The sequence below is a fragment of the Magnetospirillum sulfuroxidans genome (assembly GCF_018224925.1).
GTDB classification, from domain to species: Bacteria; Pseudomonadota; Alphaproteobacteria; order Rhodospirillales; family Magnetospirillaceae; genus Magnetospirillum; species Magnetospirillum sulfuroxidans.
In genome coordinates this window covers 10942-24119 of sequence record NZ_JAGTUF010000007.1, presented here as the reverse complement: position 1 = coordinate 24119, position 13178 = coordinate 10942, and the positions used below count along the sequence as shown (strand labels likewise).

Below are 13178 nucleotides of genomic sequence, written 5' to 3'. Positions count from 1 at the left end.
TGCCAGACGCAAGTCTGGCAGGGGTTTTGCGTATTATCGGCAAAGTCCCACGGGGGAGACCCAGGATGACGGGCAAAAGCGTGCGAAATAGGCAATCCCGCTTGGCGGCATGCCGGGAAAACGGGCAACGCAACGTCTTGGCCGCCGCTGCCTCGGGGGTGTCCGGCTTCATCAACAGCCATGGCGGTGACGCCGCTCGGGTGCTGGGGCAAGCCGGGGTGCCCGATCACGCCCTTGGTGATCCGCTGTTGGCGCTGGATTTGGGCGATTACTGCGCCATGATGGAATTGGCCGCCGCCGAAACCCGCCACGACAATTTCGGCCTGTGGTTCGGCCAGCAATTCCAACCCCGCGCCCTGGGGCTGATCGGTGAGATCGCCTTGGCCTCGCCCACCTTGGGGGCGGCCGTGGAAAACGTCGCCACCTTGTTTCCGTTCCATCAACAGGCGACGCAAACGCGTCTGGCCAAGGAAGGCGGGCTGTTGCGGCTGGAATACCGGATTTTGGATGGCCGCATCATGGCCCGGCGCCAGGACGCCGAGTTGACCATGGGCATGTTCGCCAATGTTTTTCGCGCCTGTCTGGGCAATGGCTGGGCGCCGGAAGAAGTGCATTTCGAGCATTTGCGGCCGCTGGATTGGCGCGAGCACCAGCGGGCTTTCGACGCGCCGGTTCATTTTGGCCAGCGCACCAATTGCGTGGTGTTCGGTGACGCCGATCTTGACCGCCGCATGCCCGAGGGCGATCTGGCCCGGCTGACCCGCTTGCGCGATCAATTGACGGCGTTGGCCGGCAGCACCGGGGCAGCGCCGTTCATCGAGCGGGTGCGGGCGGAAATCCGCTCGCGCCTCGCCGATGGCTATCCCCATGTGGAAGAGGTGGCCGAGGCTTTGGATTTGCCGCGCTGGACCCTGCAACGCCGCCTGGGAGAAACCGGCACCAGCTTTTCCGAGGCGGTGGAAAGCGTTCGCCGCGATCTGGCCGCGCTTTATGTGCGCCAGCGCCACATCCCGTTGTCGGATGTGGCCGATCTGCTGGGCTATTCGGAATTGTCGGCGTTCAGCCGGGCCTTTCGCCGCTGGTTCGACGTGGCGCCGATGCATTGGCGCGAAGGCTAAGGGAAACGGGAACGGGGATCACCCCTTCCAGCCGTCGGTGCCGCATTTCAACGCCACAGCGATGGTGTTGCCGCCATTGGGGTTGGTCCAAAAGCTGCGATAGGACCATACCCGGGCGTTGTCACAGGAAATGGTGACGTGATCGGGGGCGTCCCAGGTGACCTTGGGGGCGTCGCCCCGATCAGCCAGGAACAGCCGCGCGCCCTTGCCGGCATTGTCACCGGGCTTGGCGGTCATCACCACCATGTATGGTTCGGATTCGCCGGCCTTCATCGAGCCGACCACCACGTCACGGCTGCCATCGGGGGCAGGGTGGCGGGAAATCTCGCGGATGTCGCCATCGCCGCAGGCGGCAAGGACGGTCAGGGCGGCCAGAACCAGAAACTTTTTCATCAGGGGACTTTCAGTGGTGGGGCCGCCTATTCGGCGGCGACCCCCTTTTTAGGATGATCCTTGTGCAATTCCAACTCATCCCAAACGGATACGAAGGATTTGACCAGATGCGCCATCATTTCGTCGGTGTGCAGCGGCGTCGGCGTGATGCGCAGGCGTTCGGTATTGACCGGCACGGTGGGATAGTTGATCGGCTGCACATAGATGTTGTGCTTGGTCAGCAGCAAATCCGACGCCTGTTTGCACAAGGCGGCGTTGCCGACCATCACCGGGACGATGTGGCTGACCGAGTCCATCACCGGAATACCTTGTTCGGCCAACAGACGCTTCAAGGTGGCGGCGCGTTCCTGGTGACGGTCGCGGATTTCCGGGGTGTTGCGCAAAACCTTGATCGAGGCCAAGGCGGCGGCGGCGACCATGGGCGGCATCGACGACGAGAAGATAAAGCCGGGGCCGAAACTGCGGACGTAATCGACCATGGCGGTGGAACCGGCGATATAGCCGCCGACGACGCCGATGGCCTTGGCCAAGGTCGCCTGGATGATGGTGATGCGGTCGCGCACGCCGTCGCGTTCGGCCACCCCCGAACCTTCGGCCCCGTACATGCCGGCGGCATGGACTTCGTCCAAGAAGGTCATGGCGTTATGGGCTTCGGCGACATCGCAGATAGCGGCGATGGGGGCGATGTCGCCATCCATGGAATAAACCGATTCAAAGGCGACCAGCTTGGGCGTCTCACGCGGATAGGCCGACAGCAATTGTTCCAGGTGTTCGGGGTCGTTGTGGCGGAACACATGCTTGGCCGAACGGCCGTGGCGGATGCCCTCGATCATGGAATTGTGATTGAGTTCGTCGGAAAACACGACGATGCCGGGAATGGTCGAGCCCAAGGTCGACAGCGCCGTCTGGTTGGCGACATAGCCCGACGTGAACAAAAGCGCCGATTCCTTGGCATTCCAGGCGGCCAGTTCCTCTTCCAGCAGCACATGGTAATGATTGGTGCCGGAAATGTTGCGGGTGCCGCCGGCGCCGGCGCCGCAGCGATCCACCGCTTCCTTGGCCGCCGCCAGCACCTCCGGGTGTTGGCCCATGCCCAGATAGTCGTTGGAACACCACACCACGACGTCGTGAACCTTGCCGTCGCGATAATTCCGGGCCACCGGGAATTCGCCGCAACGGCGTTCCAGGTCGGCGAAAACGCGATAACGGCCTTCGGTCTTCAGGTCGGCGATACGCTTGGCGAAATAGTGTTCGTAATCCATCAGGGTCCATCTCCCTCGGCGCGGAACCAAATCCTGTCCGCGCGACGCAGGTTCACTGTAATTGAGCCGATCCTAAAAGAATGGAGAGACACGGCGCAACTAACATCACCGTAATGTCCCCACCCGGATTGGGCTTGTTGTCAGACAACACCGGCGGCCGCCAGCTCTCCATGAGCTTCGTCAAGGGCAAGGCGGAAGCGGCCCAGCATCTCGTCGATATCCGCTTCCGAGATGATCAGCGGCGGGGCGAAGGCGATGGCGTCGCCCATGGCCCGCAAGATCACCCCATGCGCCTGCGCCTTGGCCACCACGCGGGCGCCGATGGCCAGCTTGGGATCAAAGGCGGTGCGGCGATCCTTGTCGGCGACCAGTTCGACGGCGCCGATCAGGCCGATGCCACGGGCCTCGCCGACCAGCGGATGTTGTTGCAGCGCGCGCAGCCCACGCTGCAATACCGGCCCGATTCGGCCGACATGGCCCAAGATATCGCGCTCGGCGTAGATTTTCAGGGTTTCCAGCGCGACCGCCGCCGACACCGGATGACCGCCATAGGTGAAGCCATGGCCGAAGCTGCCGATTTCGCCCGCCTGAGCCTTGATCGGTTCATAGACATGGCCGGCGACGATCAGCGCCGAAATCGGCAGATATCCCGATGACAGCCCCTTGGCCACGGTCATCAAATCGGGTTGCAGGCCGAAGGTCTGCGATCCGAACATCTGGCCGGTGCGGCCGAAACCGGTGATCACCTCGTCGGCGACCAGCAGCACGTCGTATTTCTTCAGCACCGCCTGGATCTTGGCGAAATAGGTGGCGGGGGGGACGATGACGCCGCCGGCTCCCATCACCGGCTCGGCGAAGAAAGCGGCCACCGTGTCGGGGCCTTCGGCCAGGATCAATTGTTCCAATTCCTCGGCCCGGCGGCTGGCGAATTGTTCCTCGGTCTCGCCGGCTTGGCCGCAGCGCCAGTAATGGGGATTGCCGGTGTGCAAGATGCGGTCGATGGGCAGATCGAAGCCGCGTTGATTGACCGGCAATCCGGTCAGGGACGCGGTGGCGATGGTGACGCCGTGATAGGCGCGTTCGCGGGCGATGATCTTTTTCTTGTCGGGCTTGCCCAGGGCGTTGTTGCGGTACCAGATCAGCTTGATGGCGGTGTCGTTGGATTCCGATCCCGAACAGGCGAACAAGACCTTGGCGTCGGCGACGGGGGCCAGGCCAGCCAGTTGCTCGGCCAGCCGGGTTGCCGGTTCATGCGTCTTCGCGGTGAACAGGTGATAGAACGGCAGCTTGCGCATCTGTTCGGCCGCCGCCGCGACCAGCCGTTCCTCGCCCCAGCCCAGGGCCGTGCACCACAAGCCGGCCAAGCCTTCGATGTAATCCTTGCCGGCTTCGTCGAACACCCGCACCCCCTCGCCGTGGGTGATGACCATGGGGCCGGTCTCGGGGTGGCGGGCAAGGTTGGTGTAGGGATGAAACAAATGGGCGATATCGGCTTCGGAAACGCTGGTCATGATGCCTCCGGCGGTGCGGGGCGTCAGATTAGACCCAAGCCGGCCCGTATTCCAACCCCGTGCGGCAAAGAAAAAGCCCCCCTCCCGAAGGAAGGGGGCCTTTCCGACACGAATGCCAGGAAGACTGGACTTAGAAGTCCATGTCACCCATGCCGCCCATGCCGCCACCGGGCATGGCCGGACCGGAATCCTTCTTGGGCTTCTCGGCGATCATGGCTTCGGTGGTGATCAGCAGACCGGCGACCGAAGCGGCGTCCTGCAGGGCGGTACGGACCACCTTGGTCGGATCGATGATGCCGGCCTTGATCATGTCGACATAGGTTCCGGTCTGAGCGTCGAAGCCGAACGAGGTGTCGTTGGATTCGAGCAGCTTGCCGGCAACCACGGCGCCGTCATGACCGGCGTTTTCGGCGATCTGACGCACCGGCGATTGCAGGGCGCGACGAACGATCTCGACGCCGACCTTCTGGTCGTTGTTGGCGACGACGATGGCTTCGAGGACGCGCACCGAGTACAGCAGGGCGACGCCGCCACCGGGGACGATGCCTTCTTCGACGGCAGCGCGGGTCGCGTGCAGGGCGTCATCGACGCGGTCCTTGCGCTCCTTGACTTCCACTTCGGTCGCGCCGCCGACCTTGATCACGGCCACGCCGCCGGCCAGCTTGGCCAGACGTTCCTGCAGCTTTTCACGGTCGTAATCCGAGGTGGTTTCCTCGATCTGCGCACGGATCTGCTTGCAACGGGCTTCGATGTCGCCGCGAACGCCGGCACCGTCAACGATGGTGGTGTCTTCCTTGGTGATGGTCACGCGCTTGGCGGTGCCCAGCATTTCCAAGGTGACGCTTTCCAGCTTGATGCCCAGGTCTTCCGAGATGACCTGGCCACCGGTCAGGATGGCGATGTCTTCCAGCATGGCCTTGCGGCGATCGCCGAAGCCCGGAGCCTTGACGGCGGAAACCTTGAGGCCGCCGCGCAGCTTGTTGACCACCAGGGTGGCCAGGGCTTCGCCTTCGATGTCTTCGGCGATGATCAGCAGCGGACGACCCGACTGCACCACCGATTCCAGCACCGGCAGCAACGGCTGCAGACCCGACAGCTTCTTTTCGAACAGCAGGATGTAGGGGCTGTCCAGTTCGCAGGTCATCTTTTCGGCGTTGGTGACGAAATACGGGCTGGAATAGCCGCGGTCGAACTGCATGCCTTCGACGACGTCCAGCTCGGTCTCGAAGCCCTTGGCTTCTTCGACGGTGATCACGCCTTCATTGCCGACCTTGCCCATGGCTTCGGCGATCTTGTCGCCGATGTCACGTTCGCCGTTGGCGGAGATGGTGCCGACCTGGGCGATCTCGGCGTTGGTCGAGACCTTCTTGGAACGGGACTTGACGTCGGCGACGACGGCTTCAACCGCCAGGTCGATGCCGCGCTTGAGATCCATCGGGTTCATGCCGGCGGCGACGGCCTTGTTGCCTTCGCGGACGATGGCCTGAGCCAGCACGGTGGCGGTGGTGGTGCCGTCACCGACCAGATCGGCGGTCTTCGAGGCCACTTCGCGCACCATCTGGGCGCCCATGTTCTCGAACTTGTCCGACAGTTCGATTTCCTTGGCGACGGAAACGCCGTCCTTGGTGATGCGCGGAGCGCCGAACGACTTTTCGATGACGACGTTGCGGCCCTTCGGGCCCAAGGTCACCTTGACGGCGTCGGCGAGAATGTCCACGCCGCGCAGCATCTTGGCGCGCGCTTCAGTGGAGAATTTAACTTCTTTAGCAGCCATTGTATTGAACCTTTAAGTCCGTAATAGCGGGAACAATTCTTAGGCCAGAATGCCCAGAATGTCGGATTCCTTCATGATCAGCAGGTCTTCGCCGTCGATCTTGACTTCGGTGCCGGACCACTTGCCGAACAGGATGCGGTCACCAGCCTTGACGTCGAGCGCAACGACCTTGCCGTCTTCACCGCGAACGCCGGAGCCAACGGAAATGACTTCGCCCTGCATGGGCTTTTCCTTGGCGGTATCGGGGATGATGATGCCACCAGCGGTCTTTTCTTCCGCGTCAAGGCGCTTCACCAACACACGATCATGGAGTGGGCGGAACTTCATAAAAAAACCTCCGTCAATGCGGTTTGGTTCCAGGAATGGAAATGCCGAGGGAGGAAGGTGTTAGCACTCACCCTCGACGAGTGCCAACCATCTAGTGTCAGGTCAGGCGTGAGTCAAGGGACAAAGCCGCAAAATTCGCCATCAACAGCACAAATAGTTGAAAAACAATGGGTTTGCGATGATCATCCGGGCAACGCCCCCGCGCCGCAAGGAGATCGCCTGTCATGGGTGAAATGCCACGTCTTTCGTTCGCCTTGGCCAGCCTGCTGGCGCTGGTCGCTGTTCCCGCCTTGGCGCAGAATTTCAAGCTGGCCGAACGCAATTTCGAGCAAATCGACAGCGACGGCGATGGCCGCATCAGCCGGACGGAATGGTCTGGACGCGGCAATTTCGAGTTGCTGGATGGAAACGGCGATGGGTTCCTTAATGTCGAGGAACTGGCCGGCATGTACATGAAACGCCCTTGGGGCCGTTATGCCGGCGCTCCCTCGCCCGGCGGCGGCGATCCCTCGATCCAGACCGACAAGATTTCCGGTTCGGACCTGCCGTCATCGCTGAGCTGCGCCCTGGAAGTGACGCATGGCTGTAGCATCAATGGCGCCGTTGCCCGTGGATTGCTGGCCACCGGAATGGGGCCGCTCTTTCCTGACAACACCCTGTGTCCGGGAATTGACGATTTTTTCGCCATGGATTACGGATTTAAAAACCGAAAAGCCGGGGCGCTGCATGGCGGAATCGATATTCCCATGCCCTGGGATACGCCGATCCTGGCCGCCGCCGCCGGAACGGTGGTAGGGGTTTACGGAGGCGAAACCTCGATGCGGGGGCGTGAAGTCAACCTGCGCCATTCCCCCGAAGACACCGGTCTGCCGTTTTGGACCTACACCCAATATTCCCATTTGAACGCCATGCCGGACTTGCATGTGGGGGACAGGGTGGCCATGGGGCAATTCCTGGGGCCAAGCGGCAATTCCGGCACCGGTCCGGGTTCGCAGGGGGGCGGCGGACAAGCGGCCCATCGCCGACCGGCCATTCACTTCGCCGCCTGGCAAGCCGATGGCCCGCGCTACGCCGATTCGGGAACCGGCATCATCGCCGAAAACGGCACCTGGCTTGATCCCGTCGCTTTTTACCGCGATGCGCCGCCTTTCGCTTCAGCCGGGTTGAAGGCCTTGCCTGACGATCAAAAGGCCGTCCTGGTCCCGGTGATCATGAATGACGGCACGGTCCTGCCGGCCGGAGCCAAGCGCATCTGGCCTTATTCCTGCGCCAGAAAATGAAAACGCCGCCCCATGGGGGCGGCGTTTTCAAAGGGTGGGAGACCGGACAACGACCCGAACCAGAAATCGTTACGGCTGCTTCCTTCCGGACCTGACCGGTTTGGCGACAGGCTCGTCCATCGCCGGCCTCCCGCGGCGGAATATCGGGACTTGCGCCGCCGATTGCAAGAACAAACCTTGGCCGTTCTCGCAATGACCGGTTTCAGCCGGGCTCAGACGCGGGTGTGGCTCTTGATCTTGAAGGCATAGACATAGAGGTCGGTGTCGCGGCGTTCTTTGGCGCGGCCTTTGCTGCGCTTGGTGCCGACGAAATATTCGACCACGTCGTGAGCATCCAGATCATCCTTGGCCTGACGGGCGATCCAGGCGTCGCCCGTTTGCTTGACCCCGTGTTGGGAAAACAGCATGGCCTTGGGGGCGCCGGTACAGCCGACGAACCATTGGCCAAAACTGCCGCCATTCTTGTCGATGTAATCTTCGATTTCGCCGATGATCTGCGAGCGCGATTTCGCTGCCATGAGCAATCCTTTCCCGAACCAAGGTCAGGATAAAATCAAGACTTTAGTCTTGCAATCAGGCGGATACCTCAGGGGGATTGGAAGGCGTGCGCTGTCTGGGGCGGACTCTCAGGCGGCCCAAGCGCGGATGGTGTTGGTGCGCAGATTGACCTCGAGAATGCGGTGGTTGTTGGTGTCCGACAGCAATAAGCGGTCGTCGCCATCGGCGGCGATACCGGCAGGTTCGCAGACATCCAGCGGCCCGGTCAGGTGGTTGAGGTCGCTGACCATGCCGGTAACCGGATCGACCACGCGGATGGCGTGATTGTAGCTGTCGGCGACGAACAAGCGGCCGTTGGCGATGCTGACGCCCAGGGGGTGTTGCAGGCGGGCTTCGGCCATGGCGCCGTTCCGATAGCCGAAATCGAACAGGCCATGGCCGACCAAGGTCTCCACCCGTCCTGAAATCAGGCACAGCCGGCGCAAGGACGAGGTTTCGGCGTCGGTGAAATACAGGCTGTGACTGTCGGCGCACAGGGCCAGTCCCGAGGGTTGGGCCAGCCGGCATTCGCTGCCTTGACCGTCGGTCAGATTTTCGCCGCCGCACCCCGCCGCCACCCGCACCAAACCCGATTTCAGGTCGATGGCGCCCAATTGATGGCTGCCGGCATTGGCGAAATAAAGGGTGTCGTCCAAAATCTCCATATCCCAAGGCGAAGCCAGGGCGGTTTCAGTCGCCGGGGCGGGGGCGCCCAAGGTGCCGCCGCGCCAGCCTTGACCGGCGATGGTGGTGGTTTCGCCGCTGGCGCGGTCGATGCGGCGGATCACATGGTTGCGGGTGTCGGCGACGAAGATGCTGGTTTCGTCCACGGCGATGCCTTCGGGGCCGTTGAAACTGGGGGCGGGGCCATCGTTCCAGCCCGGTGTTCCGCTGCCGTAACGGCTGATCTCCCGACCGCTATCGTCCAACAACAGCACTTGATGATGGCCGCTGTCGGCCACCGCCCAAATGCCGCCGGGACCGTGCTTGATTTTACCGGGAAAGCGCAGGCGGCCGCCGGTTTCCGCGGGGATGCAGGTTTCTTGCGGGTGCGGCCGCAAGGCCCCGGCGGCAAAAAAGCGGTCGATCATGCCGGTGACGCCCTGTGGCAGCAAATCGGGGTGGGGCTCGCCCGACAACTGGCCGATGATCCGGCCATCGGGGGCGATCAAGACCAAGGTTGGCCAAGCGCGGATACAATAAGCGTCCCACAGCCGCAAGTCCGGGTCGTGCACCACCGGATGACGGATGTCATAACGGGCAATGGCCTGGGCGACCATGCGCGGATCACGCTCATGGTCGAATTTGGGACTATGGACGCCGATAACCGTCAGCTCGGTCGGGAATCGGTCTTCCAAGGCCTTGAGGATCGGTTGGGTGTGAAAGCAATTGATACAGCAAAATGTCCAAAAATCCAGCAGCACCAACTTGCCCCTGAGATTGGCCAGGGTCAGTGGCTTTTCCACATTGAACCATGTCAGATCGGGGAGGGCGAAGTCCGGGGCTCGCGTCAATCCAAACATGCGCAATTCCCTGAAATGCAAAAGAAAATCAGGCAGGATGCCTGTTCTTTGAAGTGGGAATAGCTGGCAGATTTTATAAGGGGGGAGGGAGCCGGTTTTCCCTGGGGACAAACTGTGTCAAACTTTAGATTGCGTCATTGTAACTTTCGTTGGTATTGCGCCCCCTATGCACAAACCCAATGCACAGCCGCCCGATGGCGGCCTTCGGCACCGTGTCTCGATACAATGGGTACTGACCGTCCTGATCGCCGGTCTATTGATCATTGTCTCGGTCGGGATTATCAGTGATTTCGTTCGCCATCTGGCTGAGTACCGACAGACCCAGACGCTGCGCCGGGCGGAAGTGACCATCGGGCATCTGGTGCGGGCCGCCCAGCATTTGGCTTTCGAACGGGGCCGGACCAGTGTCGTGCTGCATGCCGGACAACCGGTCGGTGCCGATGACCGCAAATTTTTAGATCAGCGTCGTGCCCTTTCCGATGGCGAATTCGCCGCCACTCTTCAGCGGCTTGACGAAAGCCATGCCGCCCTGGCGCGGAAATTGTCGCGCCAGGGGCAGGTGATCGCCGAATTGCGCCTGCGTGCCGACGCTTTGCTCGCCGTGCCGCAGGATCAGCGCGATCCGTTGTTTGCCGATCAGTGGTTTAATGCGGTTTCCGCCATCCTGGCCAGCGTCCCGGAAAGTGTCTTCCTGCTGGCGGCGACGGATTCGTTGCCGCCGTTGACGCGCATCACCTTGCAGGCTTTCGATCTGCGCAACGCCTTGGGGGTGGAATCATCGCGCATCGCCGCCGCCTTGGCCGCGGGAAAAGTGCCCGCACAGCCTGACATGCAGGAACTGTCCCGCTTGCGCGGCCAGGGCGATACGGCCTTGAACAATCTTCGGCGCGAAGTCGCCTTGACCAACAATACCGCCTTGCGTGAGGCTCTGTTGCGCGTCGATACGGAGGTGCTGCGCAATTTCCGGCCGCTTCAGGACGTGGTGCTGCGCGCTTTTACCGACGGGCGCGTCCCGCAAGAGCCGGTCGGTCATTACACCTCGGCTTCGGTGCCGGCTTTGGACGCGGCGGCGGCGATCATGGCGGTGGCGACGCAGGAAGGGGTTCTGGCCGCCAATCAGGCGGAAACGCATGCACGGCTGGTCATGGCCTCTTATGCCGGCTTGCTGTTGGTTTCCTGTCTTTTGGCGATGGCGGCGGTGCTGCTGGTCAGTCGGGCCATGGCTTCGGCCCTGGCGCTGCGCCGCCATCTGGTCGATTTGGCCGCCAATCGTCTGGATCAACCGCTTTCGGCGCGGATCGTCGGCCGTGAATTGATGGAGACGGCGGAGGTGGCCGGGACGCTGCGCCTGAGTTTACTGGAACGGCGGCGCATGGAGCGCGAGGTGAAGGATCTGTCGCGCCAGAACCGCCTGATCTTAGAGAACGCCGCCGATGGCCTGATCGCCTTGGATGGCGACGGGCTGACCGTTTTCGCCAATCCCGCCGCCCAGCATTTGACCGGCTGGAGCCTGGCCGAGATGGAAGGTCGTCCCCATCACGATCTGATTCACCATTCCTTGGCCGATGGCACCCCCAAACCGAAGACGGATTGCCCGGTTCACCAAACCCTGGTCGATGGCAAACCCCGCTATGTCGAGGACGATCTGTTCTGGCGCAAGGACGGCACCAGCTTTCCGGTGGAATTAAGCGTCAACGCTTGGGATGACGGCGACCAGCGCGGCGCGGTCGTGGTGTTCCGCGACATCGCGGTTCGCAAGCGGGTCGAGGCGAAAAATCAGATTCTGGTGGATGAATTGCGGCGTTCCAATGCCGACCTTGAAAATTTCGCCTATGCCATTTCCCACGATTTGCAGGCGCCGCTGCGTTCGGTTTCCGGCTTCGTCACCCTGAGCCGGCGGGCGTTGGCCCCGCATCTGGACAACGACACGCGTGAATTCATGGAATTCGCCGAGCAAGGGGCGCAGCGCATGAGCGCGATGATCGCGGCGCTGCTGGATTATGCCCGTATCGGCACGCGGGGCGCGGCGCCGCGTCCGGTTTCGGTGGGGCAAGTGGTGGACGTGGTGTTAACCGATCTGGCCCCGGTCATCGCCGAAACCGGCGGCAAGGTCAGCGTCGCCGAGGCTCTGCCCATGGTCATGGCCGATCCCCCCCAACTGACCAGCGTGCTGCAAAACCTGATCGGCAATGCCTTGAAATACGGTTCCACCACCCACCCGGCCCATGTGCGGGTGGCGGCTGTGCGGCGCAAGGATCGCACCATCATCACCGTCAGCGATGACGGTCCCGGCATCCCCGAAGATCAGCGCGAGGTGATTTTCGGTCTGTTCAAGCGTGGTGGCGTCCATGACGGGATCGACGGTTTGGGGATGGGGCTTGCCATCTGCCGACGCATCGTCGATCGCCTGGGGGGAACCATTCATGCCGAAGAGGCGCCCGGCGGCGGGGCCTGTTTCGTCATTGATCTCCGCAGCGCGTCAGGACTGGTGTGACCACTTAACCCGGTCTATGATTGGCCGAGATGGGAAACGTCTGGAGAAAAAAGGCGATGGCGTTCAAGGATATCTTGGTCCATGTGGACAATACTCCGCAATGCAAGGCGCGCCTGGAACTGGCGGGGGCGCTGGCTCGGGCCCAGCAGAGCCACCTGATCGCGCTGAACGTGCGGACCCGGCCGTTATTGCCGCAATTCATCGCCGCGCAATATGGCCCGGAAATCGACCGCGTGCGCGAAGCGTTCAATACCGAGGCGGCGCGAGAGGCTCGCGCCTTGTTCGATGCCATTCCGGCGACGGCGGGCGTCACCACCGAATGGCGCGACGTCGATGGTGAATTGGGGGACAGTGTCGCCTTGCACGCCCGCTATGCCGATCTGACCATTATCGGTCAGGGCGCCAATCTGGACGAAGGGGATCGGCCGCTGGCCGACAACCTGATCTTGAACGTCGGTCGCCCGGTTCTGCTGGTTCCCGATGCCGGCCATTTTCCCAGCATCGGCGAACGGGTGCTGGTGGCCTGGAACGGCTCACGCGAGGCGACGCGGGCGGTGCACGACGCCTTGCCGGTGCTCAAGCAGGCCAAGCGAGTGCATGTGATGGCCGTCAATCCCGAAGGCGGCATGGCCGGCCACGGGGATATTCCGGGGGCCGACATTTGCCTGCATCTGACCCGCCACGGTGTCAACGCCGTGTGTGAACACGTGCGCGCCGAGGATTTGAACGTCGGTCAGATGCTGTTGTCGCGGGCCGCCGATGAGGATGTCGGTCTGATCGTCATGGGCGCCTATGGCCGGTCGCGTCTGCGCGAATTGGTCTTGGGCGGCGCCACCCGCCATCTGTTGCGCCATATGACCGTACCGGTACTGATGAGTCATTAGGGCCGAAAGCCCGCCCGTGCCGGGCGGCTCAGGTGCCGCTCGGGCTTTCAGGGCCGAAAGCCCGCCCGTGCCGGG

At 62.5% G+C, this 13178-nt stretch carries 11 protein-coding genes and 1 other RNA gene; 4 read left to right on the top strand and 8 right to left on the bottom strand.

Features of this window, described 5'->3' with window-relative positions:
* Window positions 1-65: 65 nt before the first annotated feature.
* Window positions 66-1118: an AraC-like transcriptional regulator QhpR gene (gene qhpR, locus KEC16_RS09330; protein WP_211548154.1), complete on the top strand. Its 1053-nt coding sequence runs from the start codon at window positions 66-68 to the stop codon at window positions 1116-1118.
* 18 nt (window positions 1119-1136) lie between these two features.
* Here qhpR and KEC16_RS09325 read toward each other — a convergent pair whose 3' ends face one another.
* The 5 genes from KEC16_RS09325 to groES form a co-directional block, all read right to left on the bottom strand.
* Window positions 1137-1511, bottom strand: coding sequence for a hypothetical protein (locus KEC16_RS09325; protein ID WP_211548152.1), 375 nt, complete (start codon window positions 1509-1511; stop codon window positions 1137-1139).
* 26 nt (window positions 1512-1537) lie between these two features.
* Entirely contained in the window at window positions 1538-2773 is a 1236-nt protein-coding gene (hemA, locus tag KEC16_RS09320) for a 5-aminolevulinate synthase (protein WP_211548150.1), read from the bottom strand.
* 140 nt (window positions 2774-2913) lie between these two features.
* Window positions 2914-4284, bottom strand: coding sequence for an aspartate aminotransferase family protein (locus KEC16_RS09315; RefSeq protein WP_211548148.1), 1371 nt, complete (start codon window positions 4282-4284; stop codon window positions 2914-2916).
* Between the two features lie 130 nt (window positions 4285-4414).
* On the bottom strand, window positions 4415-6058 hold the full coding sequence (gene groL / locus KEC16_RS09310) for a chaperonin GroEL (protein ID WP_211548146.1): 1644 nt from the start codon (window positions 6056-6058) through the stop codon (window positions 4415-4417).
* A gap of 39 nt (window positions 6059-6097) precedes the next feature.
* Entirely contained in the window at window positions 6098-6385 is a 288-nt protein-coding gene (gene groES, locus KEC16_RS09305) for a co-chaperone GroES (protein WP_211548145.1), read from the bottom strand.
* A gap of 224 nt (window positions 6386-6609) precedes the next feature.
* On the opposite strand from groES, the gene KEC16_RS09300 reads away from it, so the two are divergent.
* A complete protein-coding gene (locus KEC16_RS09300) occupies window positions 6610-7665 on the top strand; it encodes a peptidoglycan DD-metalloendopeptidase family protein (RefSeq protein WP_211548142.1) in 1056 nt (351 codons plus the stop codon).
* A 34-nt stretch (window positions 7666-7699) separates the two neighbouring features.
* Here KEC16_RS09300 and ffs read toward each other — a convergent pair.
* The 3 genes from ffs to KEC16_RS09285 form a co-directional block, all read right to left on the bottom strand.
* Window positions 7700-7796: signal recognition particle sRNA small type (gene ffs / locus KEC16_RS09295), an RNA gene on the bottom strand.
* 81 nt (window positions 7797-7877) lie between these two features.
* On the bottom strand, window positions 7878-8183 hold the full coding sequence (locus KEC16_RS09290; RefSeq protein WP_211548140.1) for a hypothetical protein: 306 nt from the start codon (window positions 8181-8183) through the stop codon (window positions 7878-7880).
* A gap of 108 nt (window positions 8184-8291) precedes the next feature.
* Window positions 8292-9725 carry a thioredoxin-like domain-containing protein gene (locus KEC16_RS09285; RefSeq protein ID WP_211548138.1) on the bottom strand — a complete coding sequence of 478 codons (1434 nt, stop codon included), beginning with the start codon at window positions 9723-9725 and terminating at the stop codon, window positions 8292-8294.
* A gap of 166 nt (window positions 9726-9891) precedes the next feature.
* Between KEC16_RS09285 and KEC16_RS09280 the strand changes: the two genes are divergently transcribed.
* Both KEC16_RS09280 and KEC16_RS09275 read left to right on the top strand, forming a co-directional pair.
* Window positions 9892-12219 carry a sensor histidine kinase gene (locus tag KEC16_RS09280; RefSeq protein ID WP_211548136.1) on the top strand — a complete coding sequence of 776 codons (2328 nt, stop codon included), beginning with the start codon at window positions 9892-9894 and terminating at the stop codon, window positions 12217-12219.
* Window positions 12220-12275: 56 nt separating this feature from the next.
* Entirely contained in the window at window positions 12276-13103 is an 828-nt protein-coding gene (locus tag KEC16_RS09275) for a universal stress protein (protein ID WP_211548134.1), read from the top strand.
* Window positions 13104-13178 lie beyond the last annotated feature (75 nt).

Excerpts from the sequence above, each read along its gene's own strand:
- qhpR (WP_211548154.1), top strand. The coding sequence starts at position 66 with ATGACGGGCAAAAGCGTGCGAAATAGGCAATCCCGCTTGGCGGCATGC.
- KEC16_RS09325 (WP_211548152.1), bottom strand. The coding sequence starts at position 1,511 with ATGAAAAAGTTTCTGGTTCTGGCCGCCCTGACCGTCCTTGCCGCCTGC.
- hemA (WP_211548150.1), bottom strand. The coding sequence starts at position 2,773 with ATGGATTACGAACACTATTTCGCCAAGCGTATCGCCGACCTGAAGACC.
- KEC16_RS09315 (WP_211548148.1), bottom strand. The coding sequence starts at position 4,284 with ATGACCAGCGTTTCCGAAGCCGATATCGCCCATTTGTTTCATCCCTAC.
- groL (WP_211548146.1), bottom strand. The coding sequence starts at position 6,058 with ATGGCTGCTAAAGAAGTTAAATTCTCCACTGAAGCGCGCGCCAAGATG.
- groES (WP_211548145.1), bottom strand. The coding sequence starts at position 6,385 with ATGAAGTTCCGCCCACTCCATGATCGTGTGTTGGTGAAGCGCCTTGAC.
- KEC16_RS09300 (WP_211548142.1), top strand. The coding sequence starts at position 6,610 with ATGGGTGAAATGCCACGTCTTTCGTTCGCCTTGGCCAGCCTGCTGGCG.
- KEC16_RS09290 (WP_211548140.1), bottom strand. The coding sequence starts at position 8,183 with ATGGCAGCGAAATCGCGCTCGCAGATCATCGGCGAAATCGAAGATTAC.
- KEC16_RS09285 (WP_211548138.1), bottom strand. The coding sequence starts at position 9,725 with ATGTTTGGATTGACGCGAGCCCCGGACTTCGCCCTCCCCGATCTGACA.
- KEC16_RS09280 (WP_211548136.1), top strand. The coding sequence starts at position 9,892 with ATGCACAAACCCAATGCACAGCCGCCCGATGGCGGCCTTCGGCACCGT.
- KEC16_RS09275 (WP_211548134.1), top strand. The coding sequence starts at position 12,276 with ATGGCGTTCAAGGATATCTTGGTCCATGTGGACAATACTCCGCAATGC.